The sequence below is a fragment of the Streptomyces sp. NPDC002870 genome (assembly GCF_042888505.1).
In the GTDB taxonomy this organism is placed as follows: Bacteria; Actinomycetota; Actinomycetes; order Streptomycetales; family Streptomycetaceae; genus Streptomyces.
In genome coordinates this window covers 42047-66123 of the sequence record NZ_JBIAPW010000038.1, presented here as the reverse complement: position 1 = coordinate 66123, position 24077 = coordinate 42047, and the positions used below count along the sequence as shown (strand labels likewise).

17 protein-coding genes and 1 pseudogene are annotated in these 24077 nt (G+C 71.1%); 10 read left to right on the top strand and 8 right to left on the bottom strand.

The features are described 5' to 3' along the window. Positions 1–25 precede the first annotated feature (25 nt). The 4 genes from ACFYWY_RS32370 to eccB form a co-directional block, all read right to left on the bottom strand. Positions 26–1789: a hypothetical protein gene (locus ACFYWY_RS32370; RefSeq protein WP_389193099.1), complete on the bottom strand. Its 1764-nt coding sequence runs from the start codon at positions 1787–1789 to the stop codon at positions 26–28. A 6-nt stretch (positions 1790–1795) separates the two neighbouring features. Then, positions 1796–2239 carry a hypothetical protein gene (locus ACFYWY_RS32365; protein WP_389193096.1) on the bottom strand — a complete coding sequence of 148 codons (444 nt, stop codon included), beginning with the start codon at positions 2237–2239 and terminating at the stop codon, positions 1796–1798. A gap of 262 nt (positions 2240–2501) precedes the next feature. Next, the gene (gene mycP / locus ACFYWY_RS32360) at positions 2502–3725 is read right to left on the bottom strand and encodes a type VII secretion-associated serine protease mycosin (protein WP_389193154.1); all 1224 of its coding nucleotides are present in this window, start codon (positions 3723–3725) and stop codon (positions 2502–2504) included. 82 nt (positions 3726–3807) lie between these two features. Beyond that, on the bottom strand, positions 3808–5334 hold the full coding sequence (eccB, locus tag ACFYWY_RS32355) for a type VII secretion protein EccB (protein WP_389193093.1): 1527 nt from the start codon (positions 5332–5334) through the stop codon (positions 3808–3810). Positions 5335–5515: 181 nt separating this feature from the next. Here eccB and eccE point away from each other — a divergent pair, with 181 nt between their 5' ends. From eccE to ACFYWY_RS32305, 10 genes and pseudogenes are all read left to right on the top strand, one after another. Next, a complete protein-coding gene (gene eccE, locus ACFYWY_RS32350) occupies positions 5516–6850 on the top strand; it encodes a type VII secretion protein EccE (RefSeq protein ID WP_389193090.1) in 1335 nt (444 codons plus the stop codon). Continuing rightward, entirely contained in the window at positions 6847–7566 is a 720-nt protein-coding gene (locus tag ACFYWY_RS32345; protein ID WP_389193088.1) for a hypothetical protein, read from the top strand. The genes eccE and ACFYWY_RS32345 overlap by 4 nt, the downstream gene beginning before the upstream one ends. A gap of 130 nt (positions 7567–7696) precedes the next feature. Continuing rightward, complete coding sequence (locus ACFYWY_RS32340) at positions 7697–7930, top strand: DUF397 domain-containing protein (protein ID WP_389193085.1); 234 nt, start codon at positions 7697–7699, stop codon at positions 7928–7930. 137 nt (positions 7931–8067) lie between these two features. Further along, positions 8068–8277 (top strand): annotated as a pseudogene (locus ACFYWY_RS32335) (hypothetical protein); the annotation flags it as partial. A 294-nt stretch (positions 8278–8571) separates the two neighbouring features. Further along, positions 8572–11619 carry an SCO5717 family growth-regulating ATPase gene (locus ACFYWY_RS32330; RefSeq protein ID WP_389193083.1) on the top strand — a complete coding sequence of 1016 codons (3048 nt, stop codon included), beginning with the start codon at positions 8572–8574 and terminating at the stop codon, positions 11617–11619. 196 nt (positions 11620–11815) lie between these two features. Next, the gene (locus tag ACFYWY_RS32325; RefSeq protein ID WP_389193080.1) at positions 11816–13639 is read left to right on the top strand and encodes an ABC transporter substrate-binding protein; all 1824 of its coding nucleotides are present in this window, start codon (positions 11816–11818) and stop codon (positions 13637–13639) included. A gap of 233 nt (positions 13640–13872) precedes the next feature. Continuing rightward, entirely contained in the window at positions 13873–14829 is a 957-nt protein-coding gene (locus tag ACFYWY_RS32320) for an ABC transporter permease (protein ID WP_389193077.1), read from the top strand. Then, positions 14826–15755 (top strand): ABC transporter permease, encoded by a 930-nt coding sequence (locus tag ACFYWY_RS32315; RefSeq protein ID WP_389193074.1) that lies wholly within the window; start codon positions 14826–14828, stop codon positions 15753–15755. The genes ACFYWY_RS32320 and ACFYWY_RS32315 overlap by 4 nt, the downstream gene beginning before the upstream one ends. Then, positions 15752–16729: an ABC transporter ATP-binding protein gene (locus tag ACFYWY_RS32310; protein WP_389193071.1), complete on the top strand. Its 978-nt coding sequence runs from the start codon at positions 15752–15754 to the stop codon at positions 16727–16729. Before ACFYWY_RS32315 ends, ACFYWY_RS32310 begins: the two co-directional genes overlap by 4 nt. Before the next feature lie 73 nt (positions 16730–16802). Then, the gene (locus ACFYWY_RS32305; protein WP_389193068.1) at positions 16803–17762 is read left to right on the top strand and encodes an ABC transporter ATP-binding protein; all 960 of its coding nucleotides are present in this window, start codon (positions 16803–16805) and stop codon (positions 17760–17762) included. Positions 17763–17923: 161 nt separating this feature from the next. On the opposite strand, the gene ACFYWY_RS32300 is transcribed toward ACFYWY_RS32305, so the two are convergent. The 4 genes from ACFYWY_RS32300 to rbfA all read right to left on the bottom strand — a co-directional run bounded on the left by ACFYWY_RS32300 (position 17924) and on the right by rbfA (position 24072). Next, entirely contained in the window at positions 17924–18868 is a 945-nt protein-coding gene (locus ACFYWY_RS32300; protein WP_389193065.1) for a bifunctional riboflavin kinase/FAD synthetase, read from the bottom strand. 41 nt (positions 18869–18909) lie between these two features. Continuing rightward, on the bottom strand, positions 18910–22491 hold the full coding sequence (locus ACFYWY_RS32295; RefSeq protein ID WP_389193062.1) for a trypsin-like peptidase domain-containing protein: 3582 nt from the start codon (positions 22489–22491) through the stop codon (positions 18910–18912). A gap of 205 nt (positions 22492–22696) precedes the next feature. Beyond that, a complete protein-coding gene (truB, locus tag ACFYWY_RS32290; protein WP_389193059.1) occupies positions 22697–23632 on the bottom strand; it encodes a tRNA pseudouridine(55) synthase TruB in 936 nt (311 codons plus the stop codon). After that, complete coding sequence (gene rbfA / locus ACFYWY_RS32285; RefSeq protein ID WP_389193056.1) at positions 23629–24072, bottom strand: 30S ribosome-binding factor RbfA; 444 nt, start codon at positions 24070–24072, stop codon at positions 23629–23631. Before rbfA ends, truB begins: the two co-directional genes overlap by 4 nt. Positions 24073–24077: the final 5 nt, after the last annotated feature.

The following is a 24077-nucleotide window of genomic DNA, read 5'->3' as shown; positions in this document are numbered from 1 at the left end:
TCTGACTTCCGAGCCTTCCCGGTTGTTAGTCGATCACCGGCGGTACAGCACCGCGACGGCGATTCGCCCATGTCTCTTCGTCTTCGGTCAGGTAGTCCGGGCGGGCAGTGCCCTCGCGGTCCTGCTCGTCGTCTCCGGGACGGCGCTGATTCGCACGGCCACCGACGAGGCCGCCGCCTCCGGCCGCGGCACCAGGGCGCGAGCCGGAAGTCCGTGGAGTGCCGACGACTCCGTTCGTACTGGGAGTCCCGCGACCGATAGGTCGGGGGGGCTTGTTTCCGGTGTTGGCACCCACGACACCGGCCTGGCTCGGCTTCGCCGCTGAGGACCGACCTGCAGCCGGGGCGTCTCCGCCAATGACCGTGCCCCGGGGGATACGCGATCCCGTGCTTCCGTTGGTGGGTCGCTGAGGTGTGCCGCCGACGATTCCGTTCCCGCGGCCGCCACGAGTTCCGTTCGGGCCAGCGTTGCGTCCGGCAGCAGGCTGCCCCGTGCCGCCGGGACGGCCCACGATGGGTGCCTGGCCACGGCCTCCGCCCGAGGCGGTACGTCCTGCTCCACCTCCGCCGGGGACGCCTGTGGCACTCGGACGACCGACTATCGGGGAGCGGCCGGTCGCCGTGGACGACGTCCCGCTGGGGGTTCCCGGGGGCCGCCCCGTCGCGGTCGCAGGTCGCCCCAGTGGCTGCGAGCCGCCCGTCGTACCCGCGCGACCCACGGCCTTGCTCGGGGGTGCGCCGGCGGTCCTCGGATCGCCGGTCCGAGTAACTGGAGCACGGCCCGGCTGGCCGAAGTTGGTGAGCGGCGGGGAGGTCGGCCCCGCCCCCTGGTTCGGGTTGCTGGTGACCGACGGTGGCGCCGTGCTCGGAGCAGTCGTCGTAGGCGGCGCGGCCGTGGTAACGCTGTCGATCTCCATTGCTGTGGAGTCGGCAATGGAGCCGGTCTTGCCGAGCGCCCCGGCACCGGGTGCGCTCCCGGTGGCGCCCGCCTCGCCTACGCTGCCGGCGTGTCCGGGCGCTGCTCCGGACAGGCTTTCGCGTGACGCGGACGCACTCCCGCCCGGACGCCACTCGCCAGATGGCAGCGGCACCGCCGCCTTGTACGCCGCCGGCGGCTTCGGCAGCTCCTGTCCGGCCAAGGTGCTCTGGGAGACCGCATAGAACGAGGCAAGGCGGTTCATCTGGTTGATGGCCTCCTGCCGGTCCTTCTCGACCTGCAGGGCCTTCTGGTACTCCGGGTTGTCCGCCGTCTGCTCGGGGAGCTTGAAATCCTTGACGTCCTTCTGGATCGCGCGGCTGTCGCGTGGCGGGCGGGCGTTGCGGACCGAGGTCAGGCCGGTGCTGGCGACCTTCATCTGGGCGCCGACCGCGTTGGCCATCTTGCCGATGGACCAGGCGTAGCTCACGACCTCCGTGCCGTAGCGCTGGAACTCCGTGGCGCCCTCGCCCTGCCAGTCGGTCTTCTTGACGAAGTCGTCGAGATCCTTGGCGGCTTTGTTGATGGCGACGTTCGCCTTCTCCAGGGCCTCTCCGGCGTGCTCCAGGTCGGCCGGATTGGAGCTCTCCAGAAAGTCCAGCATCTCGTTGAGCTTGCGGCCGTCGAAGACCGTCGAGCCGAAGACGCTGCCGTTGGACCCGAAGCCGAAGGCGTCGAAGAAGCCTTGCATCCGCTCCACCATGTCGGTGGCGGCGAACTGACCTTCGATCTGAGCCTGGTCCTTCTCCTGTGCCTGCTCCTGCTTCGTCAGGGGCGCCTTGGTGTCGGGCTTCGGCTGCTTCTCATCACTCATCACTCATCACCCCAGATCCTCGGTGCCGGTCTTGGCATCCTGGCGAGGCTGCGCGGGCTGCGCGGGCTTCGGCTGCGCCTGCTCGCGCTCGATCGCCTGATCCCGCTCCCTGTCCAGGCGGGCCTTGATCTCGTGGAACCGGGCGCGCTGCGCCACTTCGACGTTGTCGTAGCCGACGTCGGCCGCGTGCACGCCGATGGTGAGCAGCTCGATCTGGTCGCCGAGCGACTTCGACAGCGTGACCAGCGCCTTGTGGACGCGGTTGTACTCCTTGTAGAAGCCCTCAGCCTCTGCGAAAGGCAGCCCGACGCCGAACGACCCACGGGTGACCCGCTCCGCGGCGACCTTGGTCTTGCCGCCGTCGCCGCTCTCCAGCTCAGCGAGGACCGTGTCGACCCGGGTCCGGAACTTCTTCAGCTCACCGACTCCGCGCTCAAGGTCACTCGCCATTGTCGCCCCCGTCTCCAACTACCTCGAGCACGAGCCGTTCCTCCCCGTTTGCTACTGCTGTCCTACATTGCGATCGTGGTGACCCGCCATCCACTGATTGCATCAAACACCACTTTAGCCACTGGCTCTGACCGGCCCAAGTGTCTTATCCATCACGCGACTTCCCAGGTGGGTTGGACGACCGGCGCCGACTGTGCGGTTGCAATCGCACTCACCCGTTGCCGATCTGTGACCACGCACCTACACCCGGCATGCACCAGCCTCACGTCCGTCCCTCCCCCATGCCCCGGCCCGACCTCCGCCTCGAGTCGCGCAGGGCAACAGCGGCCCCCGCGATCGCGGCCACCAGGACGCCGCCGCCCACGACCACGTACATCGCCAGCCGTGCGTTGCGCTCCTCCGCCGTCTCTCCGAGGTGGAGTTCGGCCGGGGTCGGGGCCTCCGCCTTCGCCACGCCTTCGTGGGCGACCGGCTTCTCGATCGGCTCGTCGTCCTCGGTCAGAGCGCGCACCGGGTCGACGACGCCCCAGCCCACCAGGCGGTCATGGCCAGGGATCGAACGTTCCGCGGTCTGCTGGATCTGGGCCACGATCTGCCGCTGGGTCCAGTCCTTGTGCTTGCTCTTGATCAGGGCGGCGATACCGGCCACGTACGGGGCGGAGAAACTGGTGCCGCTGTCGGCGCAGTGACCGCCGCCCGGGACCGTCGTCACCATGTCCACTCCAGGGGCCGCGATGCCGACGAAGTCGCCCGACTGGGAGAAGGCCGCTCGTTCGTTGTTGCGGTCCGACGACGCGACCGCGAGAACGCCCTCGTAGGACGCGGGGTACGTCTTCTTGACGTTGCCCCCGAGGCCGTCGTTGCCCGCCGAGGCCACGACCACGATGTCCTTCGCAAGAGCCCGGTCCACGGCCTCCTTCAACTGGGGGGCCGGCTCGACCGCGTTGGCGGTGTCCTGGGAGATGTTGATGACACCCGCACCCTTGTCGATCGCGTGCTGGATGGCCGCGGCGAGCGTCTTGGCGGTGCCGCGGCCATCCGCGTCGTTCTGCTGGATGGGGATGATCGTGGCATCAGGGGCGAGGCCTACGAAACCAGTGCCTTTCGCCGGGTGTGCGGCGATGATGCCCGCGACCTTGGTGCCGTGTCCCACGGTGTCCGTGGTGCCGTCCTCCTTGCCGCGCTCGACCTTGTTACCGTTCGCGTCCTTCGGAATCTTGGGGATCAGGTTCACGCCGCTCTTGTCGTCCACCGCGGCCTTGAGCTGCGGGTGCCGGATGTCGACTCCGGTGTCGATGACCGCGACCTTCACGCCCTTGCCGGTGGACTGCTTCCACAACTCGTCGAGCAATACCCGCTGCAACGCCCAGGGGCGGCCCTCGTAGTTCTTGTTCGGAAAGGTGCACTGGGTCGTGTCGGCGACGGCGGGGACCGCGGGTGCCACCGGCGTCCCGACCAGGGCGACTGCCGCGGCGCCCACAACCATGAACAGGCGTCGACGGAATCCACGGGCGTACGCCGTGCTTCCGGAACGCCTTCGATCGGTGTACGTCATGTCTGCCCGGCCCTCACGAACCCTGCGGCTGCTTCGCAGCCCCGGTCGACAGACGCGGACCGGTCGGCAGGAAGGTCGACCAGGCTGCCGGCACCGGCACCGGATCGACGTCCTTGTATCCGAGCCTGTTCTGCGCCTGCTGTGCCTCCTGCTGCCGTTGCTCGCGCTCCGCCTTGGAGCCCGAGTCACCGATGCCGGAGGAGTCCGTCGCATTGTCGTTGTTGGACTGCATGGCATAGCGCAGGCCGGTGTCCGTGACCAGGAACAGGAAGCCCGAGCTGGTCGTGGCGCCCTTGAACTGGCGGAAGAGCAGTCCCGAGCCCGGTGTGACGTACGCGCTGCTGGCCCCGGTCGGCAGGACCGCGGGGAAGTCGGTGCCCGCCCAGGTGCTGAGCGTGGTGGAGCCGTTGTCCTCGTCGACCTTGCGCAGGACGTTGCACACGGTGTTACGGCTGCCTTCCGCGGCACTCGCCGAGTTGACCGGCCGCGGTGCGCTGGCCGGCCACTTCTTGTCCTGGCCGAATGCGGCTCCCGGCTGGAAGGTCGCGGCGCTGACGGACGTCGCCCGGCCGGCCTGACCGAGACCGATCAGGTCGCGGCTGCTGAGCAGCAGCTTCGCGGTGAAGTCCGACACCGGAGCCACCCGGCCCGGCAGGACGACGTACTGCTGGTTCCTGGTTCCGTCGGTCGCCTTCAGGATCATGCCGACGCGGTTCGCGTCGGACTCGAGGTCGCCGGGCACGTTGGCGTCGTCGCCGGGGATGCCCTGGATCTTGGGGAACGAGACGGGGTCTCCCTTGTGCAGGGTTTCCAACCAGGCTGTGGACACCCGCTGCGGTGCGCGGCCCTGGCCGACGAGCTGGCGCAGCAGCAATTCGTCGTCGGCCACGGCGTACGCGGTTCCCCCGGCGTCGACGACATAGCGGGCCTTGTCGGAGTTCCGCACGTAGATCAGGTCACCGCCGCGCAGCCGGCTCGCGCCCTCAGTCTTCTTGTGCTCCCGGTCCGCGAAGACGAACGCGGCCTTCGCGATGGTCCGGCCGCCTTCGCCGGGGCGCTCGCACACCGCCCAGCGCTTGGCGGCGCCGGCGTCCTTGGCCGCGGGCAGCCGGTCAGGGGCATACGGGATGCCGAGCGTCGCGCCGTGCGGAATCTTGCCGTTGTCGAGTACCGACTCGGAGACGTTGATGACCTTGCCCTTGTCGGCGTCAAGGAGGAGCTTGGCGGAGGCCATGTTCAGGACGGGGTGGAGCTGGGCCTTGCCCCTGGTCTTCAACACCACATAGCGAGTAGTGGATTTGCTGGCGATGATGACGTTCTCGCCCGCTGCATCCCACTTCTGAGGTGCCACCGGTTTGAACATTCCCCACGCCCCGAAGGCGGCGAGGATCACCACTCCGACGATCGCTCCGGGCAACACCGCGCGCAGCGGGCGCGGTGCACCTTCCTCCGAACCGGTCGAGTTCGGCTGCACGAACTGCGCAATCAACCTTCGCTTCGCGAAGGTGTAGGCGTTGAGTTCGTCCCGTCGTGATGCCATCTGTCCGCTGTCCCTCTCCCCGCTGGGCGACCAGGCTCCCATACTCACCGAGCAGGCCTGCTGTCGTGCCAGCCCCCTACTATGCCTGCTGGCGCTTCCGTCTCACTGCTCAGGTAGGGTGATCGCCCGGTCAACGCCCATAGGAATTTGGTAATTACGGACACGAGGGGGCAACGCGGCGATGGGTACGGCGACGCGCGCGCGAAATGGGCGGACTACCGATCGAGCCCCTGACACTTCCCAACGGCAACGCAGCAACGGACGGGGGGCCACGACGCCGCAACGTGCTCCGGCGACGACGACTCTGCGTCCCCTCTCGCGCACCACCCGCGTCGGCCCCTTCCAGCTGCGACAGTTGGTGCTCGTCGAGGTGGCACTGGCGCTCACCGCGGTCGGGGTCGCGCTCGGCGGGCTGTGGATGGTCCCCACCGCTGCCATCGCCTGCGCATTGGTCCTGCTCGCCGTGATACGCCGCCGCGGCCACGCCGTACAGGACTGGCTGTCGACGGCCCTCGCCCTCCGCGCACGCAGGCGCGGCGCCGGGCTGACCGCGGGGGAGGTGGATGCGTCGTTGGCCCCCGTGGTGGAGAGCGTGCCGGGATTCCGTCCGTTCACATACGTCGACCGTGATCGGCGCACGGTCGGCATGCTCGGCGACGGAACCTTCCTGACCGCCGTGGTGAGGGTCGAAGCGAGCGGTGATGCGCTACGCCCAGCGTTCGGCGCCCGGGCGCTCCCGCTGTCCCTCCTGGGTGGTGCCCTCGAAGTGGACGACATCGTACTGGAGTCGGTGCAGTTGGTTCAGCAGGTCCGTTCGGCGCCCGCACCGCACCTGCCCCAGCAGTCGGTCGCGCGACTCTCGTACGCCCCGCTGCAGGAGCGGACCGGGGCGCCCGCGCTGAGGATGACCTGGGTGGCGGTGAAGCTGGACCCGGAACTGTGCCGGGAAGCCGTGGAGGCGCGTGGAGGCGGAATCGAAGGTGCCCAGCGCTGCCTGGTGCGCGTGGCGGACCATGTGGCGAGCCGTATCACCGGGGCCGGATTCCGGGCCGTGGTACTGGACCAGGAGGATCTGAACACCACAGTGGCGACTTCTGCCTGTGCCAGTCCGAGGCTGTCGGCCCGCGCGAGCCGGCCGGATGCCGCGCCTCAACGGCGAACCGCCGAGACGGCGCGAGTCTGGCGGTGCGACGACCGCTGGCACACCACATACGCGGTCGGCCGCTGGCCCGAACTGGGACGTGGGGCGGCTCCCCTCCCCAAGCTGGTCTCGCTGCTCACCTCGGCGCCGGCGTACGCGACCACTTTCAGTCTCACCCTGCGGCGCGGCTCACACCAAGGATCGATGACCGTGGGCGGCCATGTACGGATCACCGGCGGCTCAGATACCGAACTGGTCGGGGTGCGACGGGCGTTGGAGCATGCCGCTCGTTCGGCGAAGGTCGGACTTGTGCGACTGGACCGCGAACAGCTGCCTGGTGTGCTGGCGACTCTGCCCCTGGGAGGTGCGCGATGACTGCCGGAACCGGAACGGCGCGTGGGCTGCGGGGGCTGCTCGGCCCCCGACACGCGGGGCACACCATGACCGCGGACCACCTGGGCGCGCTTTCGCTGCCCGTCGGGGACGACGGTGTGGTGATCGGTGACGACGCGGAAGGGCGCCCCCAGATGCTGGGGTTCCACCGTTCGGCGCCGTACGACGTCCTCCTGATCGGTGGCCTGTGGACGGCTCAGGTGCTTGCGCTGCGCGCGGCGGGCACGGGCGCGCGGGTCGCAGTCGAAACCGGGCGCGCCCAGGCATGGACGCTGCTGACACAGGCCGCGGGCGCGGGCCTGGAATGCATCACGCTCCACGGCGTGGGACGGGTTCCGCCGATGGGAGCGACGGTAGGCAGTCCGGTAGTGGTGGTACGGGACTGCGGCATGCGGCCGCCGCGCGGACGCGTGGTGTCCTCGCCTTGGCAGTCGGTGCTGACACTGCTTCCGTATCTGAGCCCGGTGGCACCCCGGTTGATGCGAGACTCCACGCTGGTGGGCATCCAGCGGGTCTCACCGCAGGAGGCGGAGCAGATAGGCCGGATCCTGGCACTGTCGCAGGCCGAGATCGAAGCACTGCCGACTCTCGCGGACGGTGTCACCCTCTGGTGCGCAGGACGTGAGCGCCACTGGGTGATGACGAGTTCCACAGACGCGGAGTCCGGCTTGCTGGGCGTGGCTCGGCGGATGGACTGAGTTCCGCCGTTGGTCGGGAAAGAGCTGCCCTAGGATGCTGGTAGTGACGCTGAGTTGCGTCCAACTACGCGACGCTTCTTGGCGCGTGGAACATGTTTCATCTCGGCCGCACCGAAGGGAAGCTTGACTGATGGGGAGCGCACAGGAGAAGGAAGAGCTGTACGCCCTCGACATCTCTGACGCCGAGTGGCTCAGCGCCCCCGGCACGAGTGAGGACGAGGAGCGGGTGGAGATCGCACATCTGCCGGGCGGGGCCGTAGCCATGCGATCGTCTCTGGATCCGGAGACTGTGCTGCGGTACACCGAAGCCGAGTGGCGGGCGTTTGTACTCGGTGCGCGTGACGGGGAATTCGATCTGCGCTGAGAGCGCCGAACGGCTAGGAAGGTCCCGGACGGCGGACAGCAGCGCATTTTTTTCGCTGCACGACGTAGGGCGGTTCCGCCGCAGGGCAACTCGACCGGCAGCTGATGGCTGAAGCCGGGCCGCGGGATGTGGCCGCCTCCGGTCTGGTCGGCATCCAGCGTGTCTCGCCCGACGAGGCCGCGCAGATCGGCCGCATCATGCATCTTCCGCGGCCCGAGACTGAGGCGCTGTCCACTCTCGCTGACGGCGTCACACTCTGGTGCACGCCGCGGGACCGGCAGTTCGTCATGACACAGGCCACGGATGCCGAGACCGGATTGTTGGGCAGCGCCCGCCGGATGGACTGACAGGGCCGGGGGCCCTTCCGTACATACGCAGTTGTACGGTTTTGACCCGTCGGCTTCCTTGCACTGCACCCCACCCGGATCACTTGGGGGCGGGGCGTGACGTACGGGACAGCAGCCGACGGGCGGTCGGCCCTGCCGATCCGGCATTGTTGACGATTAGGGTGGGACAGGGCGCGGCAGAAGAACCTGCGGGCGTGCTGGCCGCGTCCCTAGGGGGAGAGCCGGGCCGATCGGACGAAGAGGTCGCCCCCACCCACCACGGCACAAGGGTGCTCGACCACACCAGGAGGCAAAGTGAACGGCGATCGGGACGAGATCCACGGGGGCTGGAACATTCCCGTCGATGATCAGTCCGACGCGGATCCCGCTGAGCTGACGGGTGAGTTCACCATCGACTACACCCCGCCGGCCTGGTACACGCAGAACGCGTCGGGCGACACCTCGGGCGGGGGCTCCGGCCAGCAGGGGCACACTCCGCCTCCCCCACCGCCGAACGGGGCGCCGGTGGCCGTGCCGGGGCTGCCTGCGGGCAGCGGTTTCGAGCCCAACTGGGCGCCTGCGCCGACGCCTCCTCCGGCGCAGGCCCAGGCGCCTGCGCCTGCTCCTGTCCCAGCGCCTGCTCCTGCTCCTGCTCCTGCTCCTGCTCCTGCTCCTGCTCCTGCTCAGATGCCTCCCGCGGCTCCGGCTCCGGCTCCAGTAGCCGAGGCGGCCGCCGAGCCCGCGCCGCAGCCCTTCGGGGGCGGCGATGTGGAGAGCGGGGCGACCATGCGGTTCTCCCCTGCCGCGCTGAAGCGCGAGATGGAGGAGCGGGCGGCGGCCAACGAGGCCGACGAGAGCGCCGCGGATGCTTCCGGCGGTCCCGAGGCGCCGGTCGCGGCGGGACCGGACGATGCCGCCGGGTCCTCGGCCGAGGACCCGGCCGGCAATGCCGGAGAGACCGCGGGCGCCAACGGCCCCGGAGACTCCCCGGACGCAGCGGACGTGGAGGTCCAGGACTCCGAGCCGGCCGACGCCACGCCCCAGGACTCCGACGGTGGCGACGCCGAGCCGCGCGACGAGAGCGCCCCTCAGGACGCGGCAACGGTGACGGCCGACGAGTCGACTGACGCCGTGCCCCAGGACGCTCCGCCCGCGCCCGTACCCCCTCAGCCGTGGTCCCCGACTCCGCCCCCGCATGGGCAGGGGCAGGGGCAGAGTGCCCCACTGCCGCCGCTGCCGCCCGCCTTCCAGCCCGCCGCGCCGCCGTCCGCGCCGCAATGGCCCGTATCGCCGCAGACCGCGGAGCAGTCCGCCCCGCAGCAGTCGCAGCAGCCGGTGCAGGGCGGGCCGCAGACCCCGCCCGCCTGGCCGACGCCCACGCCCACACCCACGCCTCAGCAGCAGGGCGGTTACGGCTTCCCGCAGCCCGGGCAGCCGGGGCACCTCGGTCAGCCTGCCCAGCAAGGCGGGTACGGCTTCCCGCAAGCGGGACAGCCCGGTCAGCCCGCACCTGCCGCACCGCTGCCACCCGCGGTACCGGCCCCCGACACCCAGACACCGCAGACCGGTTACGGCTTCCCCCAGCACGGCCAGCCCGGTCAGCCCGGAGCGCACGAAGGCGGATACGGCTTTCCCCAGCCCGGCCAGCCCGGCCAGCCGGGACACCCCGCCGCACCACTGCCGCCCGCCGTACCGGCCCCCAACACCCAGACACCGCAGACCGGTTACGGCTTCCCCCAGCCAGGGCAGTCCGGCCAGCCCGGTCAGCAGCAGCCCGGCGCGCACGCGCCCGTACCGCTGCCGCCGCAGACGCCCAACCTGCCCGCGCCCGCCACGCCCCATCTGCCCGCGCAGCAGTCCCACCCGCAGCCGCACCCCCAGGCTCCCCAGGGCGGCCCGCCTCATCCCCAGCCTCCGGCCGGTCCCACAGACCCACGCACCGGCGCCGGCTGGCCCACGCCGGTCACGCACGACCAGCGCGAGCGTTCCGTGCCGGGCGCCCCGCTCGGATACACCGCGGCCGTCGAGCTCTCCTCCGACCGCCTCCTGCGCAACAACAAGCAGAAGGCCAAGAGCAGCCGCAACCCCTCCAGCGCCTCCCGCTTCAAGCTCGGCGGCAAGAAGGAGGAAGCCGAGCGGCAGCGCAAGCTGGAGCTGATCCGTACGCCGGTGCTGTCCTGCTACCGGATCGCGGTCATCAGCCTCAAGGGCGGCGTCGGCAAGACCACGACGACCACCGCGCTGGGCTCGACGCTGGCCACCGAGCGGCAGGACAAGATCCTGGCGATCGACGCCAACCCCGACGCCGGCACGCTCGGCCGCCGGGTGCGCCGCGAGACCGGGGCCACCATCCGCGACCTGGTGCAGGCGATCCCGTACCTCAACTCGTACATGGACATCCGCCGGTTCACCTCGCAGGCGCCCTCGGGTCTGGAGATCATCGCCAACGACGTGGACCCGGCGGTCTCCACGACGTTCAACGACGAGGACTACCGGCGCGCGATCGACGTACTGGGCAAGCAGTATCCGATCATCCTCACCGACTCCGGCACCGGTCTGCTGTACAGCGCGATGCGTGGAGTGCTGGACCTCGCCGACCAGTTGATCATCATTTCGACGCCGTCCGTGGACGGTGCGAGCAGCGCGTCGACGACGCTCGACTGGCTGTCCGCGCACGGGTACGCCGAGCTGGTGCAGCGTTCCATCACGGTCATCTCCGGGGTACGTGAGACCGGCAAGATGATCAAGGTCGACGACATCGTGCAGCACTTCCAGACACGCTGCCGCGGTGTGATCGTGGTCCCCTTCGACGAGCACCTGTCGGCGGGCGCCGAGGTCGACCTGGACATGATGCGCCCGAAGACCCGTGAGGCGTACTTCAATCTCTCCGCGCTCATCGCAGAGGACTTCGTGCGGGCTCAGCAGCAGCAGGGGCTGTGGACGGCGGACGGCAACCCTCCGCCGCACCTGGTCCCGCCGATGCCGGGACAGCAGCAGATGCCGGGGCAGCCGATGCCGGGACAGCAGATCCCGGGCCAGCCGATGCCCGGTCAGCCGTACGTGCCTCAGCAGCCGCAGCCCCCGCAGCAGCCCTACCCGCCGCAGGGACAGCCGCAGCAGCCGTACCAAGGACAGCCGCCCCACCAGCCGTACCCGCCGCAGGGCTGGCAGCAGTCGCTGCCACAGGGCCAGTCCCCCGCGGGCCCGGCCGGACCGCCGCCCGGCCAGCAGGCCCAGCCGGTTCACCCCGGTCAGCAGGGCCGGCCGGGTGGCCCCGGACAACCTGAGCTGGAGGGGCCCGTACCGCCTGCCGGATGGCCGCAGCAGCAGCCCCCGCAGGCACCGCCAGCCCCTCAGCAGTAGCGCGACAGAGGTCTGAACCAATGAGGGCCCGCACCGTCTCCACGGTGCGGGCCCTCAGCGTATTCCCGCAGCCCACACGGGGTTTGACGGGCCGTTGACGCAATCGACCGCCGCTGATAAACCTCGCTTCACCAATTGGCGAACCAGAGCTCAACCTGCCTACTCCGAGCGAGTGATGACGCGAGGTCCCCTTCCCATGGTCACTAAGGTTCCAGCCCGCATCCGACTGCTTCTGGCCTCCGGTGCCGCCGCCGCGCTGGTGGCCGGAACAGCAACCCCTTCGGCCCAAGCCGCCGACGACGGCAAGGACGACGGCGGCAAGAAGGTCCTCACTGTCGCCGTCTCGCAGAGCGTGGACTCCCTCAGCCCGTTCCTGGCGCAGAAGCTCGTCAGCACCACCATCCACCGGCTGGCCTATGAGTACCTGACGAATTACGACGTCAAGGACGCTCACCCGGTCCCGGGCCTGGCCACCGAGTGGAAGACGTCCCCGGACAAGCTGACGTGGACGTACACCATCCGGAAGAACTCCAAGTGGTCCGACGGGAAGCAGGCCACCGCAGAGGACGCCGCCTGGACCTTCAACAAGATGATGACGGACGAGAACGCCGCCACCGCCAACGGCAGCTTCACCGCCAACTTCAAGAAGGTCACGGCCCCGGACCCCCAGACGCTGGTAATAGAGCTGAAGAAGCCTCAGGCCACCATGACGGCGCTGGATGTGCCGATCGTGCCCAAGCACGTCTGGGAGAAGGTCGGCGACTTCTCGAAGTTCAACAACGACAAGCAGTTCCCGATCGTCGGCAACGGTCCGTTCGTCATCACCGACTTCAAGGTCGACCAGTTCGTCAAGCTCAAGCCCAACAAGGACTTCTGGCGCGGCGCGCCCAAGTTCGACGAACTGGTGCTCAAGTACTACAAGGACGGCGACGCGGCCGTCGCGGCGCTGCAGAAGGGCGAGGTCTCCTTCGTCCAGGGCCTCACCCCCGCCCAGGCCACGGCCCTCAAGAGCGCCGAGAACATCAAGGTCAACGACGCTCCGGGCCGCCGCTTCTTCGCTCTCGCAACCAACCCGGGGGCGCGGTCCAAGGACGGCAAGACGTTCGGCAGCGGCCACAAGGCCCTGCTCGACCCGGCCGTGCGCAAGGCGCTCTTCCACGCCACCGACCGCAAGACCATCGTCGACAAGGTCTTCCAGGGCCACGCCGTCGAGGGCGAGGGCTATATCCCGCCGCGCTTCGACTCGTACTTCTGGAAGCCCGGGACGAGCCAGAAGATCGCGTACGACCCGGCGAAGGCCGCCGCCCTCCTCGACCAGGCCGGCTACAAGAAGAACGGCAGCGGCAAGCGCGTCGGCAAGGACGGCAAGGCCCTCGATCTGCGCATCCTCTGTCACGCCACCGACCCCAACGACAAGGCGATCGGCAAGTATCTGCAGGAGTGGTGGGGCGAGCTCGGCATCGGGCTCAAGGTCGACTGTCTCGACAATGTCTCCGACCCCTGGATCAAGGGGGACTACGACCTGGCCTTCGACGGCTGGTCGGTCAACCCGGACCCGGACTTCGTCCTGTCCATCCACACCTGCGCCGCGCTCCCGGCCACGCCCAAGGACACCGGCGCGACCGACAACTTCATCTGCGACAAGCCGTTCGACGAGCTGTACGCCCAGCAGACCGTGGAGTACGACGCGGCCAAGCGGACCGGACTCGTCAAGCAGATGCAATCTCGCCTGTACGACACCGGCTACATGAATGTCATCGCGTATCCGAACGCCGTCGAGGCGTACCGTACCGACCAGATCAAGTCCATCAAGACGATGCCGGAGGCCGCGGGCAACCTGTGGGGCCAGGACGGCTACTGGAGCTGGTGGTCGGCCGAGCCTGTCGCGGGCGACGCCAGCTCCGACAGCGGCTCCTCGACAGGTGTGGTGATCGGCATCGGCGCGGCAGTCGTCCTTGCCGCCGCCATCGGGCTCTTCGTCGCGATGCGCCGGCGTACCACCGCGGAAGACCGTGAATAGTCGATGAGCACCACAAGCACGACCGGCACTGCCACAGTGGTGGGGGGGGGGGGGGGCGGCGCCCCCCCCCCCCCCCCCCCCCCCCCGCCCCCCCCCCCCCCCCCCCCACCCCACCCCCCCCCCCCCCCCCCCCCCCCCCCCCCCCCCCCCCCCCCCCCCCCCCCCCGCCCCGGGGGGGGGGCCCCCCCCCCCCCCCCACCACCAGTGGCAGCGCACGCGCCTATCTCCTCTATGTGGCGGGCAAGCTGGGCGGCGCGGCCATCTCGCTGTTCGCCGTGCTCGTCACCAGCTTCTTCCTCTTCAGGATCATCCCCGGCGACCCGGTCAAGGCCATGACTCACGGCATGCCGACGTCAGCCGAGCAACTGGCCACGCTGCGCCGCCAGTTCGGCCTCGACCAGCCGATGTGGCAGCAGTTCACCGACTACTGCGGCAATGCGCTGACGGGCGATCTCGGTACGTCGTACCAGTTCCGTGCGCCCGTCGGCGAGCTGATCGCGCAGAAGCTGCCCGCGACGCTCCTGCTCACCGGGGTCGCCGTGGTGATCTACTCGGCGATCGGGCTCTGGCTCGGCACCCGCTCCGCCTGGCGGCACGGCAGCATCGGCGACAAGCTCAACACGGGTGTGGCGCTGACCCTGTGGTCCGTGCCGTCGTTCTGGCTCGGCCTGCTGCTGATCATCACGTTCTCGGTGGGCGTCGGCCCGATCCCCGGTCTGTTCCCGACCGGCGGCATGGAGTCGGGCGACAAGACCGGCTTCGCGTACGTCGGCGATGTCGCGCACCACATGGTGCTTCCCGTCCTCACGCTGGTCGCCGTCGGGTACGCCCAGACGCTGCTGGTGATGCGCTCGTCGCTGCTGGACGAGATGGGCAGCGACTATCTGACGACCGCGCGGGCGAAGGGGCTGCGGGACGATGCCGTACGCCGCCGGCATGCCGTGCCCAATGCGCTGCTGCCCACCGTCACGATGGTCTTCATCAATCTGGGCCATGTGGCGGCCGGTTCGATCCTCGTGGAGACGGTGTTCTCCTGGCCCGGCCTGGGCGGGCTCTTCTATCAGGCGCTGAGCGTGCCCGATCTGCCGCTGGTGCAGGGGCTCTTCGTGGTCTTCGCGGGCGCGATGATCCTGATGAACCTCCTCGCCGACCTGCTCTATCCGCTGCTCGATCCCCGGGTGGGCCGATGACGATCACGCCGGTCCCGAAGACCGCACGTACCACTCGGAGTGCGAGCTCCCTCGCCTGGGCGCGCCGCCGCGGCTCCGTGGCCCGCTTCTGGCGCTCGTACCGCACACACAGGGCGGGCCTCTTCGGCCTCGGCGCGCTCGCGCTCATCGCGCTGATCGCGCTTGCCGCGCCGCTGCTCGTCGGCGGAGATGTGCAGAGCGTGACGAACGCGCCGGGCACGGCGCTCGAGTCGCCGAGCGGCGAGTTCCCCCTCGGCACCGACCAGTTCGGGCGCTCGCTGCTCGGGCTGCTGGTCTGGGGTGCGCGGATCTCGCTCACCGTCGGACTGCTGGCTGCCGCGCTGTCGGTGGCCATCGGGACCCTGGTCGGCATCGTCTCCGGTCATTACGGCGGCTGGTTCTCGACCGTCATCATGCGGATCACGGACTGGTTCCTGGTGATGCCGACGCTGGTGCTGGCGATCGTGCTCGCGACCGTGATGTCCCGGAGCATCTGGACGGTGATCCTGGCGATCGGCGTCACCAGCTGGCCGACCACGGCCCGTCTGGTGCGGGCGCAGACGATCGCGGTCGAGTCGCGTCCGTACATCGAGCGTGCCAGGGCGCTCGGCGGCGGCCACAGCCACATCATGACCCGGCATGTGCTGCCCAACGTCATGCCGCTGGTCCTCGCCCAGACGACGCTCGGCATCTCCACGGCGATCCTGACGGAGGCGACGCTCGCGTTCCTCGGCCTCGGCGATCCGACGGTCGTCTCCTGGGGCGGCATGCTCCAGGACGCGCGGGAGGCGGGAGCGGTCTCCTCCGGCCACTGGTGGTATCTGGCGCCGCCCGGGATCGCCATCGCGCTGGTGGCACTGGCGTTCACGCTGTGCGGCCGGGCTATCGAGGCCGTGCTCAACCCGAAGCTGGGGGTGACCCGATGACTGCGCAGTGCCTGCTCGAGGTCAAGAACCTGCAGGTGACGTACGGTTCCGGGGCGCGGGCCGTCCCGGCCGTACGCGGTGTGGATCTGAGCGTGGCCGCCGGGCAGAAGCTGGGAATCGCGGGCGAGTCGGGCTGCGGCAAGTCCACCGTGGCCCTGGCCCTGCTGCGCCTTCTGCCCGCCTCCGCCAGGCTTTCCGGCGAGATCCTCCTCGACGGGGAGGACGTCCTCACCATGAAGTGGGGGCGGCTGCGGGCCGTGCGGTGGGCGGGTGCGTCGATCGTCTTCCAGGGCGCGATGCACTCGCTCAACGCGGTGCACCGGGTCGGCGAACAGATCGCCGAGCCGATCCTGCTGCACCAGAAGGCCACGCCCGCGGCGGCGAAGAAGCAGGTCGCCGAACTGCTGCAGCACGTAGGGCTGCCCGTCTCCCGCGCGGACGCGTATCCGCACGAGCTGTCCGGGGGCCAGCGCCAGCGCGTCATGATCGCGATGGCGCTCGCCTGCGGCCCTCGGCTCATCGTGGCGGACGAGCCGACCACCGCGCTCGATGTGATGATCCAGGCGCAGATCCTGCGGCTGATCGAGCAGCTGGTCGCCGAGCAGGACATCAGCCTGCTGATGATCAGCCACGATCTGGCGGTTCTCGCCGACACCTGCGACCGGCTCGCGGTGATGTACGCGGGCCGGATCGTCGAGGAGGGCCCGGCGCAGGCGGTTTACAGCGCGGCGGAGCATCCGTACGGGCGCGCCCTGTCCGCCGCCTTCCCGCGCGTCGGCGACGTCGCATCGCGCCGGGCGCCACGCGGCCTGCCGGGCGACCCGCCCGACCCGTCGGCGCTGCCGGGCGGCTGTACGTTTCACCCACGCTGCCCGGTCGCGCTGGACGCGTGTGCGCAGCAGGACCAGGTGCTCTCGGCGGTCGGTGAGGGGCACCGGGCGGCGTGCGTCCACGTAGGGGCGGTGCCGCTGTGACACGCCGGTGCCGAACTCCGCTGTCCCCCAGCCCGGTTCGCCGCGTCGCCGGGGCCGTACCCAGGAGCCAGTCATGACCACCACTCCCCTGCTCTCGGCCACCGGTCTGCACGTCACCTTCCCCGGGCGGCGCGGCGAGCCGGCCGCCCGCGCCGTCGACGGCGTCGACCTCGACATCGGCGCGGGCGAGATCGTGGCCCTGGTCGGCGAGTCCGGCTGCGGGAAGACGACGCTGGCACGCTCACTGCTGGGCCTGGTGCCGCCGACGTCCGGCGCGGTCACCTTCGGCGGTGCGGCGCTGTCGTACACCTCCCGGGCGCTGAAGTCGTACCGCAAGCGAGTCCAGCTGGTCCTCCAGGACCCGAGCGGCTCGCTGAACCCGCGGCACACGGTGTACGACGCGGTGGCCGAGGGCCTGCGGATCCACGGGTACACCGGGGACGAACGCCCGGCCGTGGCCGAGGCGCTCTCGCGGGCCGGGCTGCGGCCGCCGGAGCGCTTCTTCCTGCGATATCCGCACGAGCTGTCCGGCGGCCAGCGCCAGCGCGTGGTCATCGCCGGAGCCCTGGTCCTGGAACCCGAACTGATCGTCGCTGACGAGCCGGTGGCCTCACTGGACGCGTCCGTACGCGGCGAGATCCTCGCACTGCTGCTGCGGCTGCGGGACGAACTGGGCCTGTCCGCGCTGGTGGTGACGCACGACCTCGGGCTGGCGTGGAACATCGCGGACCGGGTGGCGGTGATGTACCTGGGCCGGATCGTGGAGTGCGGCACCGTCGAGGACGTGCTGACGAGTCCCCAGCACCCCTACACCCAGGCGCTGCTGTCCGTCCTCCCGGACTCGACCATTCCCCCGGTGGTCCTGACGGGCGAGCCCCCGGATCCGTCCCGCATCCCGGGGGGCTGCCGGTTCCACGCGCGCTGCCAGGTGCTGGCGTCGGGCGAGGCGGAGAGGGCGGGGGTGGCGGACCGGTGCCGGTCGGAGGAGATGGGGGTGCTGGGCGGGTCAGGGGTGGCGTGTCACTGGGCGTGAGGGCACGTGGGGGCTGACTCGGAGCGGGGGGGCCGTCAGTGACACGGACCGGGGGTCGGTCAGCGAGACGGACCGGGGTCCGTCAGTGACACAGACCGGGAGCCGTCAGCGACGCGAACCGGGGATCCGTCAGCCCAAGGCTCGCGCCCCGGGCCGCCGCGCTACGCCGACGCCGTCAGCTCGCGGCATTTCTTCACGTCCTCCCCGATCGCGTCCAGCAACGCCTCGATCGAGTCGAACTTCTCCTGCCCCCGGACATACGCCAAGAAGTCCACCGCCACATGCAGCCCGTACAGCTCCAGCCCCACCCGGTCGATCGCGTACGCCTCCACCGTCCGCTCCGTGCCGTCGAACTGCGGGTTCGTGCCCACCGAGATCGCCGCCGGCATCCTCTCCCCCGCCGCCGTCAGCCACCCCGCGTACACCCCGTCCGCCGGGATCGCCGTGTGCGGCAGCGTTTCCACGTTCGCCGTCGGGTAGCCCAGCTCACGGCCGCGCTGCGCGCCCCGCACCACCACGCCCTCGACGCGGTGCGGGCGGCCCAGGATCTCCGCCGCGCCCTCGACGTCGCCGGAGGCGATCAGGCGGCGGGTCAGGGTCGAGGAGAAGGGCTCGCCACCGCCCGCCACGCCGCTCACGAACAGGTCGTCGACCTCGACCTCGTAGTCGTACGTCGCGCCCAGCTCGGCCAGGAACGCGACATTCCCCGCAGCCTTGTGGCCGAAGCGGAAGTTCGGGCCCTCGATGACCGCGCAAGCGTGCAACTTGTCGACCAGGACCTTCACGATGAAGTCCGCGGGCGAAAGCCTCGAGAACTCGCTCGTGAAGGGAAGAATCAGCACCGCGTCGACGCCCAGCTCCGCCATCAGCTCGGCGCGCCGGTGGTGCGGCGCGAGCAGCGGCGGATGGCTGCCCGGGCGGACGACCTCGCTGGGGTGCGGGTCGAAGGTCACGACGACCGACGGCACCCCGAGCTCACGCGCCCGCTCCACCGTCCGCCCGATGATCAGCTGGTGTCCGCGGTGGACCCCGTCGTAGGAGCCGATGGTGACGACGCTGCGTCCCCAGTCCTGGGGGATGTCCTCCAAGCCACGCCAGCGCTGCACTGTGACCGCTCCTCGCCCGAACCTGTGTACGTCATTGCCGGTTACGCAGGTCTAAGACTGCCATGCCCGCGACTGTCGGTTCGCATCGGCACCGGGCTGCCGAGGGTCTCGACCGCCCGGCGCGCGCTCGGACCGACCACCGCGGCCCACTCCTGCGGGGCCCGGTCCAGCCACCCCGCCACGAGCGCGGCGAAGCCGGGGACCTCCCGGGCCAGCTCCACGAGCCGCCGGTCGAAGCAGGTCGCGCCCTCCGGAGTGCGGACGAAGAGCAGGCCGGTGCGGTGAACCAGCTCACGGGTGCGGGCTTCGGGCCGGGTCGCGCAGCTGTTCGCGGCGGCCCGCAGCAGGGCGTCGAGGACGGCCAGGTCACGTGTCGCGTACTGCTCGTAGTCCAGCAGTACGTCGAGGAGCTCGGCCCGCAGCAGCCGCGATGCCCGGCTGCCCGGCCTCGCGAGGACGGGCACGAGGGCCGTCCGGACCCGGCAGGGACGGCTCCGCAGCAGGCTGGTGACCAGCGGGAACAGGGTGGCGCGGGCGGCCGGGCCGTGTTCCAGGCAGCGGTCGACGTAGGCGGCGGCGTGGACCGCGCCCTCGGGCCGGTGCTCGATGTACTCGCCGACGAGCGCGGCGGCATGGCGGGCCGACGCGGGGGCGGTGACCTCGGCGAGGGCCCGCAGCACTTCCCCCGCGCCGTCGCCCGGCTGGTGCAGCCGCGTCCGGAAGGCGGCCAGGACGGGCTCGGGGTGCGTGGTGAGCGCTGCGGCGAGCGCGCTCGCGGGCAGCCGCGGGTCGCCTGCCTCGAAGGCCGTGAGCGCCCTGGCGAGATAGCGGGACCGGGTGTGCGGATCGTGGACGAGGAGGGCGAGGGCACAGCCGTGCAGGGCGGTGTCGTCGGGCCTGGCGAGGATGGCGAGGGCGGCGTACCTGAGCAGCTCGCGGTCGGCGTCGGCAGTGACCCGGGCGACGGCGGCCAGTCCGTAGGCGGCGGCCGCGACCCGCCGCTCGGGCCGGGGGTCGAGCGCCCAGCGGTCGACGGCCCGGCACAGGGCGGACGGCTCCTCCTCGGCGAGCACGGCCAGCAGCTCCCCGGCGCGGGGGTGGCCGGTCGCCACGAGGGCCTCGGTGAGGTCGTCGACGGCGAGGCCGCGGCGGGCGTAGAGCAGGGCCTGCGCGGCGGCGGCCACGGTGGGCCGGAGCCCGGCATCGGGACCGGCGGGAAGCGGCGTATCGTCGGTGAACCAGCGGCAGAGCAGCGGCTGTACGGCGCTGGGCTCGGCGACGAGCCGCGCGACGACGGAATCCAGATAGCGCGGCTCCGTGCGAAGCCCCGGCACCCCGTCCGCGGGCACGAGTCGGCGCAGCAGATCGAGCCGCTGAGCTTCGGTCACCCGCAGCCGCTCCCAGAACCACGGCCCGAACTCGCCGAGCCCGCCCGGGTGCCGGAGCCCGCCGTCGCGCAGGCAACGCCGGGTTACCCGCTCCGCGAGCAGCCGTAGCACCGGGAGATAGGCCCCGGCGTCGGGCACGCGCAGCAGCGTCTCCCCCACCAGATGGGCTCCCCACCACCGGGCGTCGTCGAGCCGCGCGCCCACGACGCCACTCGCGTCCTCCAGACCCTCCAGCCGTTTGAGCCCGTCCAGCGCGTCCAGCGCTTCGACCAACTTCTCGAGCTTGCAGGCCAGTTGCCCGGGGCCGTGCACCCGGTCGAGGAGCAGCAGGGCCTGCACCACCGGGCCGATGCGATGCCGCGGAACCGGCAGCCGGCGCGGTTCCGGCTCCCCCGGGCCCGGCGGTGGCGGCACACAGCCGCTCCCCCGCCCGTCCGCCCCCGGCCTCGCCGGCAGCCCCACCGGCGCCCGCGCGTGCCAGCGGTGGACCAGGGACTGGAGCGCCGCATCGAGGTCCAGGTGCGCGCCCTGGAGCCAGTCGGCGAACTCCTCGTGCGCGAAGCGGTAGCCGGCCCCCGCCGGGACCAGCAGCCCCTCGATGAGCACCGCGGATGCCCACCCGGTTCCCCACGGGAAGATCTCCTCGAAGGACTCGCGGTCCAGTTGCCCGCGCCCGGGCCCGAGACAGCGCCGCGCCGCCTCGTGGACCCGGCCCGCCACCTTCGCCGCCAGCCTGCGCACGGCGGATCCCCGCAGCGGCGGCCGGGACTCCGCGGCGACCCGGACCGCGATCCGCAGGCACAGCATGTCCAGGTACGCGGTGAAGATTTCCTCGCGGGACGGCCGCCCAGGCACCTCGCCGGGCAGCGACTCCCGTACCTCCGCGAGCAGCCGCAACGTGAGCGGATGACGTTCGTCCGCGGCTGCGACCGCTCCGGCGGGGAGCCCGTACCGCTCGCGTGCGCGCTCCGCCTCGCCGACAGTCAGTGCGGCGATGTGCAGGGCGGGCGGCAGCCGGTGGGCAGGCGCGGCGGGCCGGTGCAGTACATCCGGCGGATACAGCGCCCCGGCCTGCTCCCAGTGCTCGGGCCGGCAGCCGACGACCATGTGCACACCGCAGGAACTCAGCCAGTTCACGGTCCCCGCCGTCCAGTCGGGGAGCCGGTGGGCCAGTGCGTGCGGCATCTCCTCTGGCCCGTCGAGCAGCACGAGCAGCGGCCGTCCGGCCTCGCGGGCGAGGCGAGCGACCAGCCCGGGGGTGAGGAGTTCCATGTCGCCGCGCGCGCCCGAAGCGGCGCGGATGCGACCGGCCTGCCCGAGGGTGCGCGCGACGGCGTCGGCCACGGAGGTGTCGTCGGAGTGCAGATCCGCGCCGCGCAGCCACACGGTGGGTGCGGGTTCCGGTCCGCGGGCCCGCCGGGCGGCGAGCGCGGCCAGTTCGGTCGTACGGCCCGTTCCCGGCTCCCCGACGAGCCCCATCACGGGGGCGGTGAAGGAGGCGAACTCCCTTACGGTGTCCGGTCGTTCCACCGGATCCGGCCAGGCGCTCGGCCTTCCGACCGACCCCATGGTGGTGGCGGTGAGCTCCAGCACCGCCGCCAGGTTGAGGTCGTGCCCGTACCCGGGGACCGTCGCCGCGTTGCGCCGCAGCAGCTCGGCGAGCGGCCCGTCCGGCGGCCGGCCGGCGGCCCGCAGCGGCAGCGCGAACCCGGCCGCCCGGTGTCCGGATTGCGGGGCGGTGCCGAGGACGGCGAGCACCGCGCCGGTCGAGGAGTCGAGCACCGGTCCGCCCACGGCCTCGCCGCCCAGCCGCAGCGCGTCGCTGCCGTCCGTCCCGATCGCCAACTCCAGGGCGTCGCCGACCGGATGGAAACGATCGGTCGCGGTGTGCGTCACCTGGGCAGCGCCGAGCACGCGCGCCTCACGCCAGCCGCGAGCGGCGAGCCGTACGTACGTCCCCGCCTCGACCCGCTCCCGCGCGCTGATCGGAAGCGGCCGGATCCCGAGCCCCTCGGTGCGCACCAGCGCCAGGCCGGCCTCCGGCACGGGGACGACGGCGTCGGCCTCGGCGAGGAAGGTGCGGTCGCCGGGGGCGCGCAGCACCACCCGTACCAGCCCCTCCACCGCTTCATGGCTGGTCACGACCGTGCCGAGCTCGTCGGCGACGAACCCGGTCCCGCGCGGCCGCCCCGCCGGATCGCAGATGTGTACTAGCGCCAGGTCCCCGCGTCCCATGGTGTCGACGTTAGGTCGGCAGTGATCACCGGGAGAAGGAGGCGTACCGAAAGCGCCCCCTCAGTGCACCCGCGGTCACTCCGAGCGCCTGCCCGAAGGGGTGAATCGGGGGGCGGCGGCGGATAGACCTTCCTCCGGAGGGGGATCGTGGAACGGGCAGCGGCGCTGCCCGTTCCACGATGGGATCAACCCCGGGCAGGTGCGCTCAGCCGAAGACGGCGAGGCTCTTGGCCTTGCCCTTCTGCTCCTCCACCAACGCCAGGAAGCGCCCGTCGGGCCCGAAGGCCGCGACCGGCGCGGTGTCGAACGCCGGCATGTCCAGCCGTACGCCGTTGGTGAGCAGCTTGGCGCGCTTCTCGTCCACGTCCCAGCGGGGGAACGCGGCCGCTGCCGCCTCGGCGATCGGCATCACGGTCAGCTCCTCCTGGAGCTGCTCGAGCGTCTTCGCCGCGTCCAGCCCGTAAGGACCGACTCTGGTGCGGCGCAGCGCGGTCAAATGCCCGCCGACGCCGAGGTCTGCGCCGAGGTCACGGGCGAGGGCGCGGATGTACGTACCGGAGGTGCAGACCACCGACACGACCAGGTCTACGACCGGCGTGCCGCCGCCGGACCCCTCGGCCACCGTCTCCCGGACGTCGTACACCTGGAACGAGGAGACGGTCACCGGGCGGGCCGGGATCTCGAAGTCCTCGCCGCCGCGAACGCGCGCGTACGACCGCTTGCCGTCGATCTTGATGGCGCTGACCTTCGACGGCACCTGCATGATGTCGCCGGTCAGCTTGGCCACGCCCGCTTCGATGGCGTCCCGGGAAACGCCGGAGGCGTCCACGGACGACGTGATCTCGCCCTCCGCGTCGTCGGTGACGGTGTTCTGCCCCAGCCTGATGGTGCCGAGGTACTCCTTCTCCGTCAGCGCGAGGTGCCCGAGCAGTTTGGTGGCCTTCTCGACGCCCAGCACCAGCACTCCGGTGGCCATGGGGTCGAGCGTCCCCGCATGCCCGACGCGGCGGGTTCTGGCGATCCCGCGCATCTTGGCGACGACGTCGTGCGAAGTGAAGCCGGACGGCTTGTCGACGATGACAAGGCCGTCCTGTGGGCCCCTCCCGGCGGTGGCCGGGGGAGTTTTGTTCTGCTGTGTCATTCCGAGGCTTCGTCCTCGTCCTCGGGCTTGCGGTACGGGTCGGCCTCGCCGGCGTACGTGGCGCCAGAGGACGCTTGGCGCACCTTGGCGTCGGAGGCCCGCGCCTTGTCGAGGAGGTCCTCGATCGTCTTGGCGGTCTCCGGGAGCGCGTCCGCCACGAACGTCAGGGTCGGCGTGAACTTCGTCCCCGCCGCGGCGCCGACGGACGAGCGCAGGATGCCCTTGGCGCTCTCCAGCCCGGCTGCCGCGCTGGCCCGGTCCTCGTCGTCGCCGTAAACCGTGTAGAAGACCGTGGCCTCCCGCAGGTCACCGGTGACGCGGGTGTCCGTGATGGTCACGTGCGTACCCAGTCGAGGGTCCTTGATGCCGCGCTGCAGCTTCTCGGCGACCACCTCCCGGATGAGGTCCGCCAGCTTCTTCGCCCGCGCGTTGTCGGCCACTGGTC